A 22,181-nucleotide genomic window follows, 5' to 3' on the forward strand; every position below is an offset into this window, starting at 1 on the left:
TCACGCACCATTACGATCCGTTAACATTAATTTAACGCACTACACTTGTGCATATAAGATGAATATCAATATCTTATAAAAAATTAAAACGATCCCCTGACTAAAGTGCGTAAATTTTAGTCTTTTGAAATTAAAAACAAATTCTCCTGTTTGCAAAACTTTTTCACGAACCATTACAAAATTGGTTCAGAAAATGCAAAGGACTGATTAACGATTTAATTCCCAGCGGGAAACTGACATATGACAACGCACTCCGGGGCGCTACCCCCTTCTAACGGCACTTCGAATTCAGCGCTGGAACAGCTACGCCAGCTGATACAACAGCATCCGGATCAGACGCAGCCACTGCCTGCGGAGCGTGATCTGATGCAAATGTTTGATGTCGGCCGCCGTGAAATCCGCCGGGCGCTGGATGTGCTGGAAGAAGAAGGTCGCGTGTGGCGCAAGCAGGGGAAAGGCACGTTTATCGGGCCCAATGGCCCTGCCCAGCCGCTGAGCCTGCAGGCGTTACCGAAACAATCCAACTTGCAGGAAGTGATGGAAGCCCGTCTGCAAATCGAACCGGGGCTGGCGAAATACGCCGCACTGCGCGCTACGCCGGAACAAATCCAGCTGATGCGCCGTTTACTGGACAAAGTGAAAACGATGTCGCGCGGTGATCCGGATCAGATTGAGCTGTGGGACAGCGCCTTTCACCGCGCTATTGCCGATGCCGCGGGTAACCGGTTGTTGCTCGGATTGTTTGATGCCGTCGACGCCATCCGCCGTGACCCGAGCTGGCTGGCGGTGCGCAACGCGGCACGCAATCAGGAGCGCCTGAACCGTTACGACGATCACCATGAACGTATCGTAGAACACATCGCCGCACGCCAGCCGAAAGAAGCCGCGAAAGTCATGCGCGAGCACCTTCTGGCGCTGCAACAGGCATTTCTTTCCACCCTGCATGATGATGACGAGGATTTTACTGATGACTGACCCCGCCGGACCCGTCAGGCCGCTGTTACACATTAACGACCTGAGGGTGCAATTTTCCGGTTCTCCCGCGACCGTGCTCGACGGTATTTCCTTACAACTGGAAGCCGGAAAAACGCTGGCGCTGGTGGGCGAATCTGGTTGCGGCAAAAGCGTGACGTCGCTGGCGCTGATGGGGTTATTGCCCGCCAGCGCTAAAGTGTTGCAGGGCGATATCCGGCTCAATGATACCTCGCTGCTCGGGCTGTCTGAGCGTCAGTACGCCGACCTGCGCGGTCAGGAACTGGCGATGATTTTTCAGGAGCCAATGACGTTGCTCAATCCGGCGCTGACACTGGGCGATCAGCTTGCCGAAGCGGTCATGCGTCATCAGGGTGTCGGCAAAAAACCGGCCCGCGAACAGGCGCTGGAAATCCTGAAAAAGGTGCAGATTCCCGCTCCTGAATTGCGGATGGAGGCTTATCCGCACCAGCTTTCCGGCGGTATGCGCCAGCGGGTGATGATTGCCATGGCGCTGATCAACCGTCCGCAGTTGCTGATTGCCGACGAACCGACCACCGCGCTGGACGTCACCATTCAGGCGCAAATCCTCGCCCTGCTCAACCGTATTCAGCAGGAAACCGGCAGCGCATTGTTGCTGATCACCCACGACCTGGGTGTGGTGGCGGAAGTCGCCGACAGTGTGGCGGTGATGTACGCCGGGCAGATCGTCGAACAGGGTCTGGTGACCGATATTTTCACTAATCCGCAGCATCCTTACACCATCGGGCTGATGGGGTCGATGCCGTCGCTGGCTCCGCGTCAGGGCGCACTGTCCACCATTCCCGGTGCCGTGCCGTTACCGAAAGACATGCCGCAGGGCTGCCGCTTCTCGACACGCTGCCCGTTCGCCACCGAACGCTGCCACCAGGAGCGTCCGCCATTGCGCGCCCTGAATCAGTCGCCGCACCACGTCGCCTGTTTCTTTGCGCCGCTGGAAAACTATTTCGTGTTGTCCGCCGAAGGAGCCTGCGCATGAGCCTCACTCCCCGCCCCATTCTGGAAGCCGCCGCGCTGAGCAAAGTTTTTAAAGGGCCATCGTCACTATTCAGCAAACCGAAAATCGTGCAGGCGGTAGATCGTGTGTCTTTGCGCGTCTGGCATGGCGAAACGCTGGCGATTGTCGGCGAATCCGGCTCAGGGAAGTCAACCCTGGGGCGCCTGTTATTGCAGTTGCTCAGCGCCTCCGACGGCGACGTGTTTTATGAAGGCGAAAACCTGAAACAGTTTTCGGCTGAACAGATGAAAAAGCTGCGCCGCGACCTGCAAATCATCTTTCAGGATCCGTTTGCCTCACTCAACCCGCGCATGACCGTGGAAGAAATCGTCGGCGAACCGCTGTGGCTGCACAACATTGTCAGTGGTAAAGCAGACAGACAGGAAAAAGTGCGCGAACTGCTGACCACGGTCGGCCTGCCCGCCGCATTCAGCAACCGCTATCCGCATGAGTTTTCCGGCGGTCAGCGCCAGCGCATCGGTATCGCCCGCGCACTGGCGTCCTCGCCGAAACTGCTGCTGGGGGATGAACCGGTGTCGGCGCTGGATGTGTCAGTGCAGGCGCAGGTGGTGAATCTGCTGGAAAGCCTGAAACAACAGTTTGGCCTGACGATGATTGTGGTCGCGCACGGTCTGGCGGTGATCCGCCATATGAGCGACCGTGTGGCGGTGATGTACCTCGGGCAAATCGTGGAACTGGCCCGCACCGATGACATTTTTGATCAGCCGCTGCATCCGTATACCCAGGCGCTGATTGCCTCCGCGCCGCTGCTCACACCCGGCGTTAAACGCCCGGTGCCCCTGTTGCAGGGTGATATGCCCAATCCGGCCAATATGCCCACCGGCTGCCGTTTCCATACCCGCTGCGCGTACGCCACCGACGAATGTCGTCTGGTGGAACCGCCACTCGAAACCGTCAGTGACAACCGCATGGTGGCCTGCCACCGCTGGAGCGAACTGCAACGGGACCGCACCTCGGTGCTGGTTCCGCCGCCGTCCGCCGCTTTTACCTTACGGCGTGCGCTGTTTGAGCAAGCGAGCCAGTCCCGGCTTTCACTTTCCACTCCAACCTCAACCCAGGGAACCCGACCATGAGATTTGCACCCCGCTTAACTGCCTGCATTCCCGCCTTAATGTTGCTGACGTCTGCGGGCCTCGCCCATGCGGAAAGCACCCTGCGCATCGGCCTTGGCAGCGATCCTGACATGCTGGATCCGGCCACGGCGCGCACCTATTACGGGCGTTTCGTGTTCAGCGCCATGTGTGAACGTCTGGTGGATGTCGATCAGCATCTTAAAATCGTGCCGGGTCTGGCGAAAGACTGGGTATACAGCGACGACGGCAAAACGCTGACCCTCCATCTGCGCGAAGGCGTGACCTTCCATGATGGCGAGAAATTTGATGCGCAGTCGGTGAAATACAATATCGAACGTTACCTGACGCTGCCGGGTTCTTTGCGCAAAAGTGAGCTCTCTTCCATTGAATCCGTGGAAGTCACCGCGCCGTACACCGTGGTTTTCCATCTGAAAACCGCAGATGCCGCGTTGCTGATGCAACTGACTGACCGCGCGGGCACCATGATGGCGCCGGAAGCGACGGCCAAAGGCAATGTGGCGGCGCATCCGGTCTGTTCCGGCCCGTACGAGTTTGTCAGCCGCGTGCAGCAGGACCGCATCGTGCTTAAGCGTTTTGAAAATTACTGGAACAAAGGCGCGTATCACTTCGATAAAGTGGTGTTCCTGCCTATTCCGGATGCGTCGGTTCGCCTTGCCAACCTGCGTGCGGGCGATTTAGACATCACCGAAGGCATTGCCGCCAGCGACACCGCAACGGTGAAAGCCGACAGTAATCTGCAACTGGCCAGTACCACCGGCCTCGGTTACATGGGGCTGACGATCAATATCGCCAACGGCACCGCCAATACCGATACGCCGCTGGCGAAAGATGCCCGCGTGCGTCAGGCGCTGTCGCTGGCGATTGACCGTGACGCCCTGAATCAGGTGGTATTCCAGGGGCAATATACTCCGGCGAATCAGGCGTTCTCTCCTGCCAGCCCGTATCACGCCGACATTCCGGTGCCAAAACGTGACATCGGGAAAGCCAAAGCGCTGCTGGCCGCCGCCGGGGTGAAAACACCGATGACCATTGATTTCCTGGTCGCCAATAACCCGACGTCACAGCAGGTTGCGCAGGTATTGCAGGCGATGGTCAGCGAAGCGGGCATCAACCTGAATCTGCAAATGACCGAATACGCCACGCTGCTCGATCGCCAGCAACGCGGCGAATTCAAAATGAGCATGTCCGGCTGGTCAGGGCGCCCGGATCCGGACGGCAATATCTTCTCGTTCCTCAATACCAAAGGCGGCCTGAACGACGGCAAATACAGCAATCCGCAGGTCGATCAGTGGTTGCAGGAAGCGCGTCTGACCAGCGATGTGGAGAAGCGTAAAGCCCTCTACAAGCAGATTGTGGTGCAGGAAAACCTCGACGATCCGCTGGTGTATCTGTACTTCGAACCGCGCATTTTCGGCATGAGTAAAAAAGTGACCGGTTTCGTACCTTACGCCGACGGGCTGATCCGGCTGCAGGGTCTGGCGCTGAACAAGTAATTGCCTGAGGAAAGACAATGTTAGAACTGGTGGTGAAACGGCTGATTTCAGCCATACCGACGTTGTTTCTGGTCACGCTGATGGTGTTCTCGTTGCAGAAATTACTGCCGGGCGACCCGATCACCGCGATGGCGGGCGAGGAGCGGGATCCGGCAGTGATTGCGCAGTTACGCGAGCAATATCATCTGAATGACCCGATCCCCAGCCAGTATTTCCACTGGGTCGGCAACGCGCTGCGCGGCGATTTCGGTACGTCGCTGCGCACGCAGGAACCGGTATTACAACTGATCGCCAGCAAACTGCCGGTGACGCTGGAACTGTCGCTGCTGGCGATGATTGTGGCGCTGATTATCGGCATCACCATGGGCGTGCTGGCGGCGGTGAACAAAGGCACCTGGATAGATAACGGCACCAATTTTCTGGCGCTGTCGGGGATTTCGATCCCCCATTTCTGGCTGGGTGTGCTGCTGATTATGTTGTTCTCCGTGAAACTCCACTGGCTTCCTGCGTCAGGTTACGTGCCGTTTTCAGAAGATCCGCTGCAAAACCTGAAAACCATGCTGCTGCCTGCGGCGGTGCTCGGTACCGGCCTTTCTGCCACGCTGATGCGCCATACCCGTGCGGCGATGATTGCGGTGCTGAAAGCCGATTACATCCGCACCGCCCGCGCCAAAGGGTTGCTGCCGAAAAAGGTGATCATGAAACACGCGCTGCGCAATGCGCTGGTGCCGATCATCACGCTCACCACCTTGCTGTTCGGCGAACTGCTGGGCGGCGCGGTGCTCAGCGAACAGGTGTTCACCATTCCGGGCTTCGGCAAAATGATTGTCGACTCGGTGTTTAACCGCGATTACGCCGTGGTTCAGGGCGTGGTGATGGTGGTCGCCGTCGGTTTTCTGCTGATGAACCTGCTGGCCGACGTGCTGTACGTTCTGGTCAACCCACGCATGCGGAGAGCCTGAGATGAGCGTTTCTGTGATTTCCGTGACAACGTCACTCCCTGCCCGCGAGCCAAACCGCGTACTCAGCAAATTTCTGCGCAATAAAAGCGCAGTGACTGGCGCAGTGCTGGTCATCACCTTCGCCTTGCTGGCGTTGCTCGCTCCGTGGATTTCGCCGTTTGATCCGATCAAAGCCGATTTCATGGCGGTACGCAAAGCGCCTTCCGCCCTGCACTGGCTGGGCACCGATGAACTGGGCCGCGACATTTTATCGCGCCTGTTCTGGGGGGCACGTACCTCGCTGATGGCCGGTTGCGTGTCGGTAATTATCGCCATTGTGATCGGCGTTCCGCTGGGGCTTATCGCCGGTTTCTGGCAGGGCTGGATGGACAGCATTATCTCCCGCGTGGTCGAAGCGTTGCTGTCATGTCCGTTTCTGGTGCTGGCGATTGCGCTGGGTGCTTTTCTCGGCCCAAGTCTGGGTAATGCAATGATCGCCATCGGGCTTTCCGCCATGCCCATTTTCGCCCGCCTGACGCGTGCGCAGGTGATGAGTATCCGCAACGAGGAATACATTGAAGGGGCGCGGGCGATTGGTCTGCCCGACCGCTGGATCCTCTGGCGTTATGTGCTGCCGAATGTGCTGTCGCCCATTCTGGTGCAGGCGACCCTGGCGATTGCTTCAGCGATTATCACCGAAGCCAGCCTGTCGTTTCTCGGCCTCGGCCAGCAACCGCCGGACGCCTCGTGGGGCGCGATGCTTAACACCGCGCGCAGCTTCCTTGAGCAGTCGCCGTGGATGTCAATTTTCCCCGGTCTGGCGATTTTCCTCACCGTACAGGGTTTCAATTTGCTGGGTGACGGGCTGCGTGATGCGCTCGACCCGCGTTCTGAATAAACCGTTTGCAGCTTTTTTAAGGAAGAATACATGTCTGAGAATTACGATTTTAATGTGGCTTATCCGACCCTGCGTCCGACCATGATGGGTGCCAATGCGGTCTGTGCCTCGCAGCCGCTGGCGGCTCAGGCAGGCATGAAAATGCTGATGTTGGGCGGTAATGCTGCCGATGCCGCTATCGCCACTGCCATCGCACTCACCGTCCTTGAGCCGAGCGGCAACGGCGCAGGCAGTGACGCATTCGCGATCGTCTGGGACGGCAAAAAAGCCCACGGACTCAACGCTTCAGGCCGTTCACCGGCAGCGTGGACGCCGGAGTATTTCGCGGACAAAGGGTTAGATGCCGTACCGACCTACGGCTGGGATGCGGTTACCGTGCCGGGTGCAGTCTCCGGCTGGGTGGCGCTGGCAAAACGCTTCGGTACCCTGCCGCTGACCACGCTGGCACAACCGGCGATTGATTATGCCCGTAACGGTTTTCCGGTATCGCCGCTGATTGGCCGCCTGTGGGAAATCGCGGTGAAAAAACTGCATAACCAGCCGGGCTTCATGGAGTGTTTCGCGCCCGAAGGTCGTGCGCCGAAAATCGGTGAAATCTTCCGTAATCCGGCACTGGCTGACTCACTTGAACTGATCGCCAGAACCGAAGGCGAAGCATTTTATCGCGGCGAACTGGCGGAAAAAATAGTGGCGCACAGTCAGGCCCACGGCGGCGCAATGACGCTGGACGACCTGGCGAATCACCAGGCCGACTGGGTGGAAACCCTGCAGCAGTCGTTTGCCGGTGGCTCGGTTCATGAGTTGCCGCCGAACGGTCAGGGCATCGCCACGCTGATTGCACTGGGCATTCTCGACAAGCTGAATATCGGCAGCCAGCCGGTGGATTCGGTGGAAACCACGCATTTGTGTATTGAAGCGATGAAACTGGCACTGGCGGATCTGGACCAGCACGTCACCGACAGCGACCATATGTTCTTCGATCCGCAACTGTTCCTGAACGATGATTATCTGGCAGAGCGGGCAAAACTCATTGACCGCAGCAAAGCCAGCGACGTGACTTACGGCGCACCGCGTCCGGGCGGCACCGTTTATCTGACGACGGCAGATTCCAGCGGCATGATGGTCTCTTTCATTCAGTCGAACTACATGGGCTTCGGTTCCGGCGTCGTGGTGCCTGGTACCGGTCTGAGTATGCAAAACCGTGGCTGCGGATTTACGCTCGACACGGCGCACGCCAACTGTGTCGCACCAAACAAGCGCACGCTACATACGATCATTCCCGCCTTTGCACAGGACGCCGAAGGCAAACCGCTGATGTCGTTCGGCCTGATGGGGGGGCCGATGCAGGCGCAGGGACATCTGCAACTGGCGTTGCGCGTGATGCTGTATAAACAAAATCCGCAGGCCGCCATCGATGCGCCGCGCTGGCGGATCAACGGCGGGCGTCAGGTGGCCATCGAATCGACGTTCAGTCACAACACGCTGGCAGCGCTGCGCGCAATGGGTCATGAGCTGATCGTCGAAGACCCGCTCGGCGGCCATTCGTTCGGTGGCGCGCAGGTGATTGTCACCAATCCGGCAGGCGGCTATCTGGCAGGCACCGAATCCCGCAAAGATGGTCAGGCACTGGTGATGTAGGTCGGGTTTCACTCTGCACCGCGAGCGGGTTTTGCCCTGCTCCTCCCCCTGCGAAGGGGGAGGCCGGGAGGGGGTTTTAAGGGCTAACACCCTGTTTAAACAAACCTTAACATCAGTTTTTGACCTTAATACCCCACCCCAACCCTCCCCTTCGCAGGGGAGGGAGTTACCCCCGCCTTTGTGACTTCCCTTCCAAATCTTCGCTAAATCCATGTAATTCGATCCCATCGCTATAAAAATTTGAAACAGCGTTCTATAAATGGGGTGTTGAGTACTTTCCACTTTCATATGGAGAACGAATGTATGAGCCGTCCACTGTTTCATGGCGTGATCCCCCCTGTCGCAACGATCCTGAATGAGAATGAGCAGCTTGACCGTCAGGGGATGGCGCGTCTGATTGATTTTACGATTGAAGGCGGCGTGAACGGCCTGTTTTTCCTCGGCAGCGCAGGGGAATTCGCGCATATGTCTCAGGCGCTGCGTCATGAAGTGGCTGAGTTTTGCACCAGGCATGTTGCCGGGCGCGTGCCCGTTTTGATCGGCGCAGCGCATCCGGGTACGGCAGAAACGCTGGCCTTCGCGCAACACGCCAAAAGTATCGGAGCGGACGGCGTGGTGGTGGTGAATCCTTATTACAATCCGGTGACCGAAGAAGCGCTGTATCTGCATTACCGCACGATTGCTGAAGGCGCGGGTTTGCCGGTGATCATGTACAACTATCCGGGACTGACGGGTCAGCCGTTGCCCGTCAGCCTGATCAAACGTCTGGCGCTGGAATGCCCGAACATTGTCGGCCTGAAAGATACCGTGGACAGCCTCAATCACATTCGCGAAACGATACAGGCCGTGAAACCTGAGCGCCCTGATTTCGCCGTGTTCTCCGGGTATGACGAATATCTGTTCGGCACGCTGATCCTCGGCGGCGACGGCGCGATCCCAGCCAGCGCCAACTTCGCCCCGCAACTCACCTGTGGAATTTATCGCGCCTTTAAAGAGAAAGATTTCGCCACTGCAGTAGAACTGCAACAACGGTTATCCTTCCTGCCTCCGCTCTACACGCTGGATACGCCGATCTACAACGTCATCAAATACGCCATTTCACAAGTCATCAGTGAAATGCCGGTGTATTCACTCAAACCGGCGCTGCCGCTGAGCAATGACAAACAAAAGGTTGTGCGTGAGATTTTGAAACAGGCTGGCGTCAGTGTCGTCGGCTAACGCTTCCTCTGCGCCTCCCCTTCACTGCGGGAGGCAAAAACCCTCAATCTAAATCGAAATCATTACTATTCCGCTTTAATATTCGTTACTCTATTCCCATGATTTACCAAGCCGAATGACTTTCATAACCTGATGATGCAAACACTCCTCGACAGTTTCCGCGAAACGCCGGTCAGCTGGGTTGCAGAGACTTTCAAACCGATGACACCGCTGGTGACCAATGCGGTGCCGATGTCACTGCTGACCACTGCCGAAGGTTGCGCCAGCGTGCTCAAACGCTATCTGGATGCCAATGCCGCCGATGCCGCAAAGTGCGACACACGCCGTGCGCGGATCTCGATGTGGTCACAATGGTATTTCGCCACCCTGCTGCCGAGCTGGGTGATCGTCTCCCTGCGTCACGGCTGGCAACTGCCTATCGCCGCTGAAAATGTCTATCTGTGCATGCAGGAAGAAGGCTTACCTGCGCAAATCTATCTCGACGGCGAAGGCGAAGCGCTGACATCCGCTGAACCGATGGCGCGTTTCGATGTGATGATCGAACAGCAATTGCGTCCGGTTTGCGAAGCGCTGGCAGAATTCTCCGGTTTAAAGCCGGGCATTTACTGGAGCAACGCGGCAATCCGCGTCGGCTGGGGCGTCAAACAGGCAGAGCTGGTCAATGCCGATATCTCGGACGGTATGCGGCTGATGGAATCGCGCGAGCTGCGTTATGGCGGCAAAAACCCGTTATTTCAGCCGCTGCGCGCGGAAGATCCCTCAGACCCCGACAGTCCGCAATACCGCAAGCAATGCTGTCTGCGCTACGATCTGGCCGATCACGCCATGTGCCCTTCCTGCCCGTTATTGCTAGCAGAACGTAAATCCGGCAAAAGACGCAAAACCGTCGCCGGATAAATCAAACACTTACAAAACCTGAATAAACTTAGCGTAAAAAATGATTGGATCTTAGCCGCGGATAATTATAAGAATTGGGTTATATAGACCAACGAGGTATTTATCATGACTATGAAAACACCGAAGAGCTGGCCCTCCGCTCTTAACTCGCTGGCCTCAGAGGTGATTGATTCTCTGGCGCAACCCGTTAACCGCGTATGGAATACGTTAACTGGCAAGCAAGAACCGCTCAGAGCAAGGATTGTTCATCGTTACGCTATTCCGTCTTCCCGGACGATCAGCGTCACGGAAGGATTCTTCGGGTTTATTCCGGTGGAATCTTACGAAAACGAACGTTTTATTCTGGAAGTCGCTTACGCTGACAAACAGTATCAGGTAGAAGTCCCGCGGGCTTACTACCAGAAAAGCAATATCGGCGACGGTATCGACATCCACACGCTGTAACTGCCCCGCTTTTAAACAGGCTGCTCCTTTCGAGGCGCAGCCTTTTTTATGCCAAAAAACCTGCCTGACCCCACACTTCCCGCTTTAATTTTGTTCAATACATGAAAATTATTGACATAATAATCACCAGAATTTAGAAAATTATTTACATCCTATTCTTATAACAATGTTCTTTTCCTGAAGAGGTTAATGATGACCCGCACCGGACAGATTTCCCCTGCTACCGCCAGCCAGTCACGCCGCGCGCTCGTCGCCGGTTCGGTCGGTAATTTTATCGAATGGTATGAATTCGGCGTTTACGGTTATCTGGCGACGCTGATCGCCGGTAACTTTTTCACGCTGGAAGGCCAGACCGGCCTGACCGGGTTACTTCTGACGTATGCGTCGTTCGCGCTGGCGTTTTTCTGTCGTCCCATTGGTGCGATCATTTTTGGTCGCATCGGCGACCGCATTGGCCGCAAGCCGACACTGATCGCCGTCGTTCTGCTGATGACACTCGCCACAGCGATCATTGGTTTACTGCCGACGTATGCGCAGATTGGTGTAGCCGCGCCGCTGTTACTGACACTGATGCGCATGTTCCAGGGCTTGTTTGCGGGTGGTGAATTCGGTGGCGCGGTCTCCCTGATGACCGAATTCGCACCGAAAGGCAAACGCGGTATTTACGGCGCGTGGCAGTCGTTTACCGTTTCGCTGGGTTTGCTGACCGGCGTGGCGCTGGTCGCGTTGCTGGTTCAGACCCTTCCCGAAGCACAAATGAAAGACTGGGGATGGCGTATTCCGTTCCTGCTGGCGCTGCCGATGGGGCTGGTGGCGTTGTATCTGCGCCTGAAACTCGATGAAACACCCAACTTTGTTGCCAGTAAAAAGGCCGAACCGAAAGCGCAAAAAACAGCCGCTGAAAAAGCCTCTGCTGTCGCCACCGCCAAAGCTATTGCGCTGGGGATTGGCCGCATGATGGGCTGGTCGGCGGGCGGTTATACCTTCCTGGTGGTGATGCCGTCTTATCTGCAAACCTCCCTGCACGCCACGTTTTTACAGGCACTGGTGGCCACCGTGCTGGCGAACGTCGGTTTCGCGCTGGCTATTCTGCCTTCCGGCTGGCTGAGCGATAAAATCGGCCGTAAAAAGGTCATGATGATTGCCGTATTTGCCGTCATCGTGCTGAGTTTTCCGTTGCTGCATTTGCTGCAAAACCCTGAAAGCAGTCTGCTGGTGAAAGGCATTGCAGTGCTGATTGCCGGGGCAACAATTGGCATGATTGCCGGTCCCGGCCCGGCGATGCTGGCGGAAATGTTCCCGACCCGCGTGCGTTATACCGGTCTGGGATTATCCTATTCATTGTCGAACGCCGTGTTCTCCGGCTGTGCCGGTTTGATCATAACCGGTCTGATTAAAGAGACCGGCAATCTGGATATTCCGGCGTATTACGTGGTCGCCACCTGCGTGGTCAGCCTGTTTGCGCTGATGACGTTACGAAAAGACGATCATTTACGTGAACTGGAGGAATAAGCATGAATGGCAGTGACCTGCAGTCACGTCTGAACGCATTACAGGGCAGTTTTTCTCCGGCGGAAAAACGCATCATCACCATTATCAGGCTCAATCCGCTGGGTGTGGCGAAAATGGGCGTGACGGAACTGGCAAAATACGCTGAAACCAGCACCGCCACGGTGGTACGCACCAGCAAACGGCTGGGGTTTACCGGCTATCCGGCGCTGCGGCTGGCGTTGGCCGCAGAAACCTCCAGTCCGATGCCCATCGAGATGCCCCTGGCGGCGGATATCGGCGACAATGATTCGCCCAAACAGATCCTGCAAAAGCTGCTGGAATTCGAGGTCAAAGGCGCGACCGAGACCACGCAGCTCCTCAGCGCAGCAACGCTGGAACAGGCGGTCAGCATCCTTTCACAGGCACGCCGGATTGATATTTACGGCACCGGTGCCTCAGCGCTGGTTGCTCAGGACTTCTGCCAGAAACTGCGGCGCATCGGCGTTGTCGCCCAGACTTTTGGCAGCACAGACGAAAGTCTGGTGAGCGCCTGTCAGTTAACGAATGCAGATGCCGCGCTGGCGATTTCCCACTCCGGCCAGACGGCAGATGTCATTGAAGCGCTTACACAGGCTAAAGCCGCGGGGGCAACAACGCTGGCGATCACCGCCAATGGCCGTGCCGCCCTCGCCCGCAAGGCCGATATCGTGTTACGAACCAGCAGCCGCGAAATGGGTTTTCGTGCCGCGGCGATGGCCAGCCGGACCAGCCAGTTGTTGATCATCGACTGTCTGTTTATCGGTGTCGCGCAGCGTCTGCCGGGTGCGCGCGACGCCTTGCGCAAAACCCACGACGTCGTGCGTCAGCGCCGCCGCTGATATTCTTACGCTCTGCTGCGCGCCTTCTATACTTCATAAAACACCTGAGTTTATGAGGGCATGCATGTTCACCCATCGTTTGGTATTTCCTGCCAGCGTACTGCGCGGGCGCGGCGCCATTAAGCATCTGGGCGCGATGTGCGGACGCTTAGGCCAGCGGGCAATGTTAGTGGGCGGTAAACGCGCCATTGCCAGCGTCGAGGAGAAAGTCGCGGATCAGCTCGAGCAGCAGATGGTCAGCTATCTTGGCAGTGAAATCTTCAACGGCGTGTGTTGTCAGGAGGAAATCAACCGGCTGGCAGACGTGTTCCGCACGCAAGGGGTGGAAGTGATTATCGCCACCGGTGGCGGAAAAGCGCTGGATACCGCCAAAGCGGCAGGCGTGGCGTGCAATATTCCGGTGGTGACACTGCCGAGCATTGCGGGCACCTGTTCGGCGGTGACCTCGCTGGCGTTCCGTTATCATCAGGATGGTGAATTCCGTGACATGATGCCGTTACCCTGTGGCCCCGCTGCGGTGGTGATCGACGCTGATTTACTGGCCACCGCCCCGCTGCAATGGCTCTCAGCGGGCATCGGCGATACGCTGGCAAAATGGTATGAATATCGTGCCATCAGCGACCTGAATCAGCTTACCGGCCTGGCAGGTGTCGCCAGAACCAACAGTGAATTGTGTTACACCCTGATCGAACATTTCGCCGCCGACGCCTGTTTTGCGGTGCATGACGGCAAAGCCAACAACGCCCTCGAACAGGTGCTCGATGCCATTTTCCTCTACGCCGGACTGACCTCAGTCATGAGCAACGGCGCACACACCGGCGCTTCCCATGCGTTATACGAAGGTTTCACCGCCTGCCCGAAAACCCGACATATCCCTCATGGTTTACTGGTCGGTTACAGCAACCTGTGCCTGCTGGCACTGGAAAACCGCAGCGACGATGAGTTGCTGACCGCCATCGCCCTGGCCCGCGACAGTGCCATACCAACACAGTTAGCGCATATCGCGACAGGGCTGACGGAGCAGGATCTGGCCGTGATTATTGACCGCAGTCTGAGCACGCCGGATATGGCGAACATGCCAATGGATATTACCTTTGAAGATGTCAGGGGTGCGGTAGAAAGAGTGGAGAGGCTTGGGGCAAAAATTAATTAGTTTTTTGCGCATGCTGTGCAAACTGGCCTTCAGGTCAACACCTTGGGGTGCCACCCAAACTGGCCTTAAGGTCAAGGTCGTGGGCTCGCCGCCCACACTGGCCCAAAGGGTTTTAAACGAAACCCTTTGGAATCCTGCGTTTTTTTAACTGCGCGCTATCGCTAGACACTATGTTTCAGTTACCACGGAGACCGGCTGGAAATCTTGCCGCTGCGCGGTACCTTCTCTCGGTCCTGGAGCCTTGGGTCTCCAGGCCGCTCCATTCAGCAAGATTTCTGAATCGCCCGCACGATCTTAAATTCAAAGGCAGACAGTTTTTAGATTTCAACATCAGTCAGGTTGTGAATTAAGAGCCTAAGGCCGGTTCCAAAATACCGCCGGACGAGAGGTGGAAAACCGCGCATGTTTTTGCGCGGGTTGTAACCCGATGGGAGGGAACCGCGCAGCGGCGGGATTTTGCGGCTATCACTGCGGCTGATGAAACATAGTCAGCGAGCGGAGCGCGCAGTGAAAAAGCGCGGGAGTCCAGAGGGCGCGCGCTTACGCGTCCTCTGGGCCAGTGTGGGCGGCGAGCCCACGACCTTGACCTTGAATTTGCAATTAGGTCGCCCCCTCCCTTTTTAAATCAAAATCACCTCCCTCGGTAAACGACTCATCCTCATTCCGCCTTCCGGCCTCACCACGACTGTCTCGCTGAACGCCAGTCCGGCTGCCGAAGTGTACATATGGAACACCATGTTTTCCTCCAGCCTCCAGTCTGCTGCTGGCGTAAAGCAATGCGAAAAATCACTCGGGCGTGGCGTACGGGTGTAAAGCCCGAGCGCGTAACCGGTGACGTTACCGTAATCAGCGCGTAACCCGGCGGCGAGCACGGCGTTGCGTAAAATCGCATCGACGTCACGGGCTTTCGCGCCCGGTTTCATGGCGGCGATCTGCGCATCCTGCAGGGCGATAAGCTGGCGGGCGATGTGGTGTTGCTCCGGACTGATTCCGCCGGGGATAAACGGGCGCATCAGGCGGGCGCTGTAGTGTTTTACCTTGGGGATCAGTTCCACATGCAGAATGTCGCCGTTCTGGATAATATCCTCATGCGTCTGCGCATGCAGAAAACCGCTGTCTCCGGCGGAACGGACAACCGGACCGGTTTCACCGGTATCAGCACCTTCAGAAAGAAAAATCTGTGCCGCCAGCGCGGCAACGTCCCGCACACGCCAGCCCGCGTTCACCTGCTCTTTCAGCGTCAGAAACGCGGTATCCGCGATATGCGCCGCCTGCTGAAGGATGTCCAGCTCATAAGGAAATTTCACCTGCCGCAGACTGTCGCTGACACCCGGCACAGGCCGCCAGACGGCTTCGGGTAAATGTTCGGAAAGCTGCTGCCAGGTATCTGCCGTCATGCCGTAAGAACGGGTGTCTGCGCCAAGACGGCAGTCGCGATAACCGCGTGAAATCAGGCTTTGCGCCACACACTTCCAGGGGTTCTCAGCGTCATCATAAGTGACAATGTCACGCAGCCAGCTCAACTGACGACACGGCGCTTCATCAAGCTTGCGCAGCACCATCCACGGCTCGCCGCTCAGCGGCACCAGACAGGCGCGGTACATCGTTTCCGATACGGTAAAACCGGTCAGCCACGCCAGCAGTTCACCGCTGTCGACCAGCATAACGTCGGCATCCGCCATGCGCATGGCGTCACGCAGGCGGCTCAATGCCGCCAGATTCACAGCCATCGACATCTGTTGCCCCTCTTCAATCAGGCTTCAACCGGCTGACAGATTTCGAGGATTGCCAGCAGGTAAACCCGCACGGTATCGAGGAAATCTTTAATGTGAACACGCTCGTCCGGCATGGTGTTGAACTTGCCACCCGGCCCGCAGACCACGCCTTCCATGCCCAGCATCTGGTAGAAATGCGCGGCATCAGTGCCATAAAAAGCCGGTGGCGTAATAACGCCGGTGGGCTGTTGTTCACCGCGTACCGTCTGATAGGCACGGTTCACCGCTTTAACGATGGGCGATTCCGGCGATACTTCGAACGGCAGCATGGTCGGGCGATGGCGTTTACCGTCATCAAACAGTTCTGCCTGCAAGCCGGGAAATTCGCTGCACAGGTCATCGAGCAGCGCCTGTAAATCGGCCAGCACGGTATCAACCGTTTGCCCCGGCGCAAAACGCGCAGATCCGCTGAGGCGCACGAAGTCAGCGACCTGTGGCGGACGCCATTCCTCTAAATCACGTCCCAGCGCGCCGTGGATGGTGCCGATATGGCCACGGTTAATTTTGCGGTGATCGTCCGTTTCCGCGCCGGTAAAAGTGATGTTATTGATTTGCGGGATTAACCTGATGGCCGCCTGAATCGCATCGACCGCTTCTTCGCGCTTCGAAAGATGGCGCGTATCGCCGGTCAGTTCGATGGTGAACATCAGCGACCCGGCATGCATGGTCATCGCCTGCACATCGGTCGGTTCTGAGTTGATAAAATAATCGGCTTTGATGCCCTGTTCGATGGCCGCAATGGTGCCGATTCCGCCCTGCAATTCACCGACCACATACGTCAGGATAACGTCGCCTTTAAGTTTCACACCGTTGTCGATCAGCGTTTTCAGCGCACAGAAATAGGCCGCGTCACCTGCTTTCATGTTGGAAACACCGATGCCGTAAATGAATTCATCATCGATTTTTCCTTCCCACGGGTCGACCGTCCAGCCTTCGGTCACCGGGTTGGTATCGAGATGACCGTTGAACAGCAAACTGTGGCCGCCGCCCTCTCCGCGAAGCGTGCCGATAGCGTTCAGACGCTCGCCCGGCACCGGTTGCAGTTGCGTTTCCAGCCCGAGCATCTGCATCTGGCTGGCCATATATTCTGCCAGTTTGCGCTCGCCGTCTGTCTGGCTGTAACTTTTGTGCTGCACCATCCGCGCCAGAAAATTCAGGCAATAGTCATCATCAACTGCGGCCAGTAATTGTTGAGAATTCATGTGTAACCCTTTCAGTATCAAAGATGTTCTGTGATGGCCTTTTCAGGCGTATGCACCGCTGCCAGCAATGCCTTCGTATAATCGTGACTGGCATGTTGCGCCATAGCCTCGCCCGGCAGCACTTCCAGCAAATCCCCGCGATACATCACCGCCACGCGGTGTGCAATCTGGCGGATCAGGTTCAGATCGTGGGTAATAAACAGATAAGCGGTGCCGTAGCGACGGCGCAGTTCCAGCAATAACTCAATCACCGTCGCCTGCACCGAGACATCGAGTGCGGCAGTGATTTCATCGCAAATCACCAGTTCAGGCGGATGCGCAAACGCACGGGCAATCGCCACGCGCTGCTTCTGTCCACCGGAAAGTTCATGCGGAAAACGCCGGGCGAAACTGGCAGGCAACCGGACATCCTCCAGCAAGCGCGCTACCGCCTGCGCTTCGTTTTCACCCTCTGGCAAACCGTACAGCCGCAACGGACGGGCGATGATCTCACCGATACGCTGACGCGGATTGAGTGAGGCGTCAGGATGCTGGAAAATCATCTGCACACGGCGGCGATAGTCTTTATCCATTTCGGCGCGGCCAGACAGGTTGTAACCGTTAAAATCCACTTTGCCGCTGAACGGCACCAGACCGGTCAGTGCTTTTGCCAGCGACGACTTACCGGAGCCGGACTCCCCCACCACGCCGACGATTTCCCCGCGATGCACTGTCAGGCTGACATCCGACGCAGCACGGGTTTTACCGTTTTCACGGCGCAGAAGTCGATCCAGCAAACCGTGACGACCATAATCAATATTGATGTTTTGCAGGCTAAGCAGCGGCTGCGCTGACACCGGAGTGGCATCTGTCAGACGATGCGCGGGATCCGGCACTGCGGCTACCAGCTTTTGTGTGTAAGCATGTTGTGGCGAAAGGAACAGCGTGCGCGCGGTGGCCTGTTCAACAATGTGACCTTTTTCCAGCACACAGACGCGGTCTGCCACCGCTGACACCAGCGCCAGATCGTGCGAGATGTACAGCGAGGCAACGCCGGTTTCCTCACGCAGACGGGCAAACAATGCCAGAATTTGTGCCGAACTGATGACATCAAGTGCCGTGGTCGGTTCATCGAAAATCAGACATTGCGGCTCGCAGGCAAAGGCCGTGGCGATCAGTACACGTTGTTTTTCGCCGCCGGACACCTGATGCGGATAACGCTTCATCATTGCCGCCGGATTTTTCAGCTCGACGTGGCTGAGCAACTGAATGCCCAGCTCCAGCGCCTGTCTGGCATCCAGCCCGCGATGGCGGATCAGCACTTCGGTGATCTGTTCGCCGAGGGTCAGTGTCGGATTCAGCGAAGCTCCCGGATCCTGAAAAATCATGCCCAGCTTGCCGCCGCGCAGGTTTTCAAGTTGTGGCGCAGACATCTGGCATAAATCCTCACCCGCCAGCAGAATGCGCCCGCTGCGTTCCCGCGCATTGGCAGCCATGTAGCGCATAACCGACCAGCCCAGCGTGGTTTTACCCGAACCGGATTCCCCGACCAGCCCGACCACTTCACCGCGCTGCACACTGAGTGAAATGTCCTGCAAAACCTGCAACGGCTCTGACTGAGGCAGCAGGTAGTCGAGGCTGTAATTTTCTATGGCTAATACGGCGTCGCTCATCAGTGGCTCCTCGGGTTAAGCGCATCGCGCAGGCCATCGCCCAGCAGGTTAAAACCAATCGCCACCAGCGCGATCGACACCCCCGGGATCAGCATCATCCATGGCGCGTTAAAGAAATATGCACGGGCTTCCGACACCATCAGTCCCCATTCCGGCTCAGGCGGTTGTGCGCCGAGGCCGAGGAAACTCAGTGTGGCAAATAACATGATGGCGAAGGCCACGCGGATAGTGGCTTCCACGATGATTGGCGCGACAATATTGGGCAGCATTTCACGCAAAATGATGTAGTGCGTGGCTTCACCACGGGCAATCGCCGCGCTGACGTAATCCTGCTGACGCGCTGCCAGCGAGACGCTGCGGGCGATGCGCACCATGCCGGGCACAAATGCGATAGTGATCGCCAGTACAGCATTGAAGCTGCTCTGACCGAGGGTGCTGACAATCAGCAGCGCGAACAACAGGCTCGGGATCGACATTACCGCATCCATAGTGCGCATAATCGCTTCGTCCGTTTTGCCGCCCAGATAGGCGCTGGCGGTGCCGATCACCGCGCCAGTAACCATCGACATTAATGTCGCCAGCAGTGACAGCACTATCGTGGCGCGCGCACCGACCATCACGCGGCTGAAAATATCGCGTCCGAGCTGATCGGTACCGAACCAGTGTTCTGCCGAGGGGGCTTTGTACCGCGCCAGAATCGAAATCGATTCCGGATCATAAGGCGCGATATGCGCCCCGCCACACACCATCAGCGCAGCCACCACTAAGATAAATAACCCGACAGCGCCCTGCGGTGAACGGATTAAATGCTTCATCACATCACGCATAACTGATCCGTTTATCGAGGAAAACATAGGCCAGATCGGCCAGGAAATTGACGATGGAATAGGTCGCGGCAAGGATCAGCACCCCGGCCTGAATGGTCGGTAAATCCCGCGCCTGAACAGCGACGATCAGTTCACGGCCAATCCCCGGAATGGCGAAAATCTCTTCCACCACCACGATACCGCCGAGCAGATAACCGACATCAAGCGCCACAATGGTGATGGTCGGCAGCAGGCCGTTACGTAACGCGTGCCGCCACAAAATCCTGCGGCGCGACAACCCTTTGAGATGTGCCGCGCGGATATAATCGGTCTGCAACACATCGACCATCTCCGAGCGCACCATGCGTGAAACGTGCGCCACCAGTATCATTGCCACCGTCACCGACGGCAGGATCAGATGGCTGATGCCTCCCCGGAAATCCTCCGTCAGCGGCACATAACCGGTGGCGGGCAGGATTTGCCAGACATCGGCAAACAGCAGCAATAACAGTGTGGCGGTCACAAATTCCGGAAATGAAATGCCGACATACGACAACACGCTGACCAGCATATCGGCCAGTTTCCCGCGCCGGACCGCCGCCCAGATCCCGAGTGGAATCGCGACAACCAGCATCAGCAACAGCGCGCACACGGCCAGCAGCAGGGAGCGCCCCAGTGCCGCCATAATGGTGGGTGCCACCGGCAAACCGTTACGCATCGACACACCGAAATCACCGTGCAGCACGCCGCGCAGCCAGTGCCAGTATTGCAGCCAGGCCGGATCATTTAGCCCGAGACGCGCACGCACGGCGGCCAGCGCTTGCGGCGTGGCGTTCTGCCCCAGCAGGGTGACGGCGGCATCCGCCGGTAACAATTGCGTAATGCCAAAAACCAGCAGCGACACCACCAGCAGGGTGTAAATCACCAGCATGAAACGTTTGAACAAATAACTCGCCGTCACTGTCAATGCCCCCTGTTATTTTCGGGTCGGGGCTTTCGCCGTCAGCCACACATGATCAAGACGGAACACCGCACCACGCGGATGCAGCTGATAACCGGCAACGTAATCGCGCCCTGCCGCCAGCAAATCGAAGAACGCCGGAATGAGTGACGGCACTTGATCGTGCATCAGTTTTTGCGCCTTGCCGTACAGTTCGGTGCGTTTTGCCGGATCCGCTGTTTCACGCGCGGCTTTCACTGCGGTATCAAATTCAGTGTTATTCCAGCGGGTTTCGTTCCAGGAGGCCGTCGAGGTGTAAAGCAGGGAGAAAACGGCATCCGGCGTGGGCTGCATGTTGTAGAAGCCGACGTAAAAATTGCCTTTTTTCCACACCTGATCGAGATAAGTGCTGTGTGCCATCGTCTGCACATTAATGCGAAAACCACCCGGTTTGGCCATTTCGCGCAACGCAATTCCAAGCTGGGTGCGGGTGGACGGTTTGTCGGAAGCGATCAGCGTCAGATCTAATCCGTCGGGATAACCGGCATCTTTCAGCAACGCTTTGGCTTTGGCGTAATCCGGTTCTTTGAGGGGTTCGTTCAGGTAATACGGATAGGCCGTGTTGAGCGGCGTATCATTACCTGCCGTGCCGTAGCCTTCGGCAACAAAATCCACAGTAGCTTTGCGATCCACACACAGCGCCAGCGCCTGACGGACGCGCACATCGTTAAACGGTTTGGTGTCACACCCCATATTCACGTTGAGGAACTGACCGGACGACACGCGCAGCGGCACAATGCCGGAGGATTTTGACAGGCGGGCAAATTCAGTAGAGGCGGCGGAAAGCATCAGATCGGTGTCACCGGCAATCAGCGCCGAGCCTTCTGCAATGGCATCCGGATAGACCACCACTTCAACGCGGTCCAGATGCGGACGGGACGGATCGTAATAATGCGGATTGCGCTCAACAACAATCAGGCGTTCAGGCTCAAACGACACCAGTTTAAACGGTCCGGTACCGATGGCCTCTTTGCTCAGGCGTTCTGGCTGGCCGCCCGCAATCGCTGCGGGAATAATTTTGGCATCGGGATACGCCAGCATCACCGGCAGATCGGCGTACGGACCGTCGGTGCCAATCACTACCGTATCGGCATCCGGCGCGGTGACGGTTTTGATCGGGCCAATATTGTGTTGCCCCGGTGAAGCATTTTTCGGGGCGAGAATGGCATTCAGGCTGGCCACCACATCGGCGGAGGTACAGGCAGAACCGTCGTGAAAGCTGAGGTTTTTACGCAGGGTAAAGGTCCACTGCGTCAGGTCGTCGCTGGCTTTCCAGGATTCGGCCAGATCCGCTTCAGCTTTCATGTCCTGCGTCAGACGGGTCAGCCCGCTGTACAGCAACTCAGCCAGCAGATATTCCGGATTGACGCGCGCCTGCTGCGGATTAAGCATACCGGCGGCCTGATCTACGCTGATGCGCAGCACCCCGCCCTTGCGCGGTGAACCGCTGGCGTCCGTGGCGCTGGAAACGGCAGCGGCGACATTGCCCGACCACGGCAACATCGCCGCGCCGGTGAGAATGGTGGATCCTGCGATAAACTGACGGCGGTTAACGCCTTTCATTGCACACAT

19 protein-coding genes are annotated in these 22,181 nt (G+C 57.2%); 13 read left to right on the top strand and 6 right to left on the bottom strand.

Translation table 11 applies throughout. The annotated features are described in order from the left end of the window. Positions 1–240: 240 nt before the first annotated feature. The 13 genes from HGO41_RS06445 to HGO41_RS06505 all read left to right on the top strand — a co-directional run bounded on the left by HGO41_RS06445 (position 241) and on the right by HGO41_RS06505 (position 14,174). Positions 241–975 (top strand): FadR/GntR family transcriptional regulator, encoded by a 735-nt coding sequence (locus HGO41_RS06445; protein ID WP_013575709.1) that lies wholly within the window; start codon positions 241–243, stop codon positions 973–975. Then, the gene (locus HGO41_RS06450; protein WP_250980879.1) at positions 968–1,990 is read left to right on the top strand and encodes an ABC transporter ATP-binding protein; all 1,023 of its coding nucleotides are present in this window, start codon (positions 968–970) and stop codon (positions 1,988–1,990) included. Before HGO41_RS06445 ends, HGO41_RS06450 begins: the two co-directional genes overlap by 8 nt. Next, positions 1,987–3,102 (top strand): ABC transporter ATP-binding protein, encoded by a 1,116-nt coding sequence (locus tag HGO41_RS06455; protein WP_013575711.1) that lies wholly within the window; start codon positions 1,987–1,989, stop codon positions 3,100–3,102. Before HGO41_RS06450 ends, HGO41_RS06455 begins: the two co-directional genes overlap by 4 nt. Further along, positions 3,099–4,616 (top strand): ABC transporter substrate-binding protein, encoded by a 1,518-nt coding sequence (locus tag HGO41_RS06460; protein WP_250980880.1) that lies wholly within the window; start codon positions 3,099–3,101, stop codon positions 4,614–4,616. The genes HGO41_RS06455 and HGO41_RS06460 overlap by 4 nt, the downstream gene beginning before the upstream one ends. Before the next feature lie 17 nt (positions 4,617–4,633). Next, complete coding sequence (locus tag HGO41_RS06465; protein WP_013575713.1) at positions 4,634–5,578, top strand: ABC transporter permease; 945 nt, start codon at positions 4,634–4,636, stop codon at positions 5,576–5,578. 1 nt (position 5,579) lies between these two features. Continuing rightward, the gene (locus tag HGO41_RS06470; protein ID WP_013575714.1) at positions 5,580–6,455 is read left to right on the top strand and encodes an ABC transporter permease; all 876 of its coding nucleotides are present in this window, start codon (positions 5,580–5,582) and stop codon (positions 6,453–6,455) included. Positions 6,456–6,485: 30 nt separating this feature from the next. Further along, the gene (locus HGO41_RS06475; RefSeq protein WP_250980881.1) at positions 6,486–8,093 is read left to right on the top strand and encodes a gamma-glutamyltransferase family protein; all 1,608 of its coding nucleotides are present in this window, start codon (positions 6,486–6,488) and stop codon (positions 8,091–8,093) included. Between the two features lie 303 nt (positions 8,094–8,396). Next, on the top strand, positions 8,397–9,311 hold the full coding sequence (locus HGO41_RS06480; RefSeq protein WP_112152390.1) for a dihydrodipicolinate synthase family protein: 915 nt from the start codon (positions 8,397–8,399) through the stop codon (positions 9,309–9,311). Between the two features lie 132 nt (positions 9,312–9,443). Then, entirely contained in the window at positions 9,444–10,208 is a 765-nt protein-coding gene (gene fhuF, locus HGO41_RS06485) for a siderophore-iron reductase FhuF (RefSeq protein WP_013575717.1), read from the top strand. 105 nt (positions 10,209–10,313) lie between these two features. Further along, positions 10,314–10,652, top strand: a complete 339-nt coding sequence (locus HGO41_RS06490) for a hypothetical protein (protein ID WP_013575718.1) — start codon at positions 10,314–10,316, stop codon at positions 10,650–10,652. A gap of 192 nt (positions 10,653–10,844) precedes the next feature. Continuing rightward, positions 10,845–12,164 carry an MFS transporter gene (locus HGO41_RS06495; protein WP_013575719.1) on the top strand — a complete coding sequence of 440 codons (1,320 nt, stop codon included), beginning with the start codon at positions 10,845–10,847 and terminating at the stop codon, positions 12,162–12,164. A gap of 2 nt (positions 12,165–12,166) precedes the next feature. Next, positions 12,167–13,021: a MurR/RpiR family transcriptional regulator gene (locus HGO41_RS06500; RefSeq protein WP_013575720.1), complete on the top strand. Its 855-nt coding sequence runs from the start codon at positions 12,167–12,169 to the stop codon at positions 13,019–13,021. 64 nt (positions 13,022–13,085) lie between these two features. Continuing rightward, on the top strand, positions 13,086–14,174 hold the full coding sequence (locus HGO41_RS06505) for an iron-containing alcohol dehydrogenase family protein (RefSeq protein WP_250980882.1): 1,089 nt from the start codon (positions 13,086–13,088) through the stop codon (positions 14,172–14,174). Positions 14,175–14,794: 620 nt separating this feature from the next. On the opposite strand, the gene HGO41_RS06510 is transcribed toward HGO41_RS06505, so the two are convergent. Genes HGO41_RS06510 through HGO41_RS06535 form a run of 6 tightly spaced genes read right to left on the bottom strand, consistent with a single transcriptional unit; the run spans position 14,795 to position 22,181 of the window. Next, positions 14,795–15,910: a M24 family metallopeptidase gene (locus HGO41_RS06510; RefSeq protein WP_015690013.1), complete on the bottom strand. Its 1,116-nt coding sequence runs from the start codon at positions 15,908–15,910 to the stop codon at positions 14,795–14,797. Positions 15,911–15,927: 17 nt separating this feature from the next. Next, the gene (locus tag HGO41_RS06515) at positions 15,928–17,151 is read right to left on the bottom strand and encodes a M20 family metallopeptidase (protein WP_013575723.1); all 1,224 of its coding nucleotides are present in this window, start codon (positions 17,149–17,151) and stop codon (positions 15,928–15,930) included. A gap of 17 nt (positions 17,152–17,168) precedes the next feature. After that, positions 17,169–18,803 (bottom strand): dipeptide ABC transporter ATP-binding protein, encoded by a 1,635-nt coding sequence (locus HGO41_RS06520; protein ID WP_013575724.1) that lies wholly within the window; start codon positions 18,801–18,803, stop codon positions 17,169–17,171. After that, the gene (locus HGO41_RS06525) at positions 18,803–19,630 is read right to left on the bottom strand and encodes an ABC transporter permease (RefSeq protein ID WP_250980883.1); all 828 of its coding nucleotides are present in this window, start codon (positions 19,628–19,630) and stop codon (positions 18,803–18,805) included. The genes HGO41_RS06520 and HGO41_RS06525 overlap by 1 nt, the downstream gene beginning before the upstream one ends. Continuing rightward, a complete protein-coding gene (locus tag HGO41_RS06530) occupies positions 19,623–20,570 on the bottom strand; it encodes an ABC transporter permease (RefSeq protein ID WP_013575726.1) in 948 nt (315 codons plus the stop codon). The genes HGO41_RS06525 and HGO41_RS06530 overlap by 8 nt, the downstream gene beginning before the upstream one ends. Before the next feature lie 15 nt (positions 20,571–20,585). After that, entirely contained in the window at positions 20,586–22,181 is a 1,596-nt protein-coding gene (locus tag HGO41_RS06535; RefSeq protein WP_250980884.1) for an ABC transporter substrate-binding protein, read from the bottom strand.

It is taken from the genome of Rahnella sp. CG8 (assembly GCF_023701875.1).
GTDB classification, from domain to species: Bacteria; Pseudomonadota; Gammaproteobacteria; order Enterobacterales; family Enterobacteriaceae; genus Rahnella; species Rahnella aceris.

Excerpts from the sequence above, each read along its gene's own strand:
- HGO41_RS06445 (WP_013575709.1), top strand. The coding sequence starts at position 241 with ATGACAACGCACTCCGGGGCGCTACCCCCTTCTAACGGCACTTCGAAT.
- HGO41_RS06450 (WP_250980879.1), top strand. The coding sequence starts at position 968 with ATGACTGACCCCGCCGGACCCGTCAGGCCGCTGTTACACATTAACGAC.
- HGO41_RS06455 (WP_013575711.1), top strand. The coding sequence starts at position 1,987 with ATGAGCCTCACTCCCCGCCCCATTCTGGAAGCCGCCGCGCTGAGCAAA.
- HGO41_RS06460 (WP_250980880.1), top strand. The coding sequence starts at position 3,099 with ATGAGATTTGCACCCCGCTTAACTGCCTGCATTCCCGCCTTAATGTTG.
- HGO41_RS06465 (WP_013575713.1), top strand. The coding sequence starts at position 4,634 with ATGTTAGAACTGGTGGTGAAACGGCTGATTTCAGCCATACCGACGTTG.
- HGO41_RS06470 (WP_013575714.1), top strand. The coding sequence starts at position 5,580 with ATGAGCGTTTCTGTGATTTCCGTGACAACGTCACTCCCTGCCCGCGAG.
- HGO41_RS06475 (WP_250980881.1), top strand. The coding sequence starts at position 6,486 with ATGTCTGAGAATTACGATTTTAATGTGGCTTATCCGACCCTGCGTCCG.
- HGO41_RS06480 (WP_112152390.1), top strand. The coding sequence starts at position 8,397 with ATGAGCCGTCCACTGTTTCATGGCGTGATCCCCCCTGTCGCAACGATC.
- fhuF (WP_013575717.1), top strand. The coding sequence starts at position 9,444 with ATGATGCAAACACTCCTCGACAGTTTCCGCGAAACGCCGGTCAGCTGG.
- HGO41_RS06490 (WP_013575718.1), top strand. The coding sequence starts at position 10,314 with ATGACTATGAAAACACCGAAGAGCTGGCCCTCCGCTCTTAACTCGCTG.
- HGO41_RS06495 (WP_013575719.1), top strand. The coding sequence starts at position 10,845 with ATGACCCGCACCGGACAGATTTCCCCTGCTACCGCCAGCCAGTCACGC.
- HGO41_RS06500 (WP_013575720.1), top strand. The coding sequence starts at position 12,167 with ATGAATGGCAGTGACCTGCAGTCACGTCTGAACGCATTACAGGGCAGT.
- HGO41_RS06505 (WP_250980882.1), top strand. The coding sequence starts at position 13,086 with ATGTTCACCCATCGTTTGGTATTTCCTGCCAGCGTACTGCGCGGGCGC.
- HGO41_RS06510 (WP_015690013.1), bottom strand. The coding sequence starts at position 15,910 with ATGTCGATGGCTGTGAATCTGGCGGCATTGAGCCGCCTGCGTGACGCC.
- HGO41_RS06515 (WP_013575723.1), bottom strand. The coding sequence starts at position 17,151 with ATGAATTCTCAACAATTACTGGCCGCAGTTGATGATGACTATTGCCTG.
- HGO41_RS06520 (WP_013575724.1), bottom strand. The coding sequence starts at position 18,803 with ATGAGCGACGCCGTATTAGCCATAGAAAATTACAGCCTCGACTACCTG.
- HGO41_RS06525 (WP_250980883.1), bottom strand. The coding sequence starts at position 19,630 with ATGCGTGATGTGATGAAGCATTTAATCCGTTCACCGCAGGGCGCTGTC.
- HGO41_RS06535 (WP_250980884.1), bottom strand. The coding sequence starts at position 22,181 with ATGTGTGCAATGAAAGGCGTTAACCGCCGTCAGTTTATCGCAGGATCC.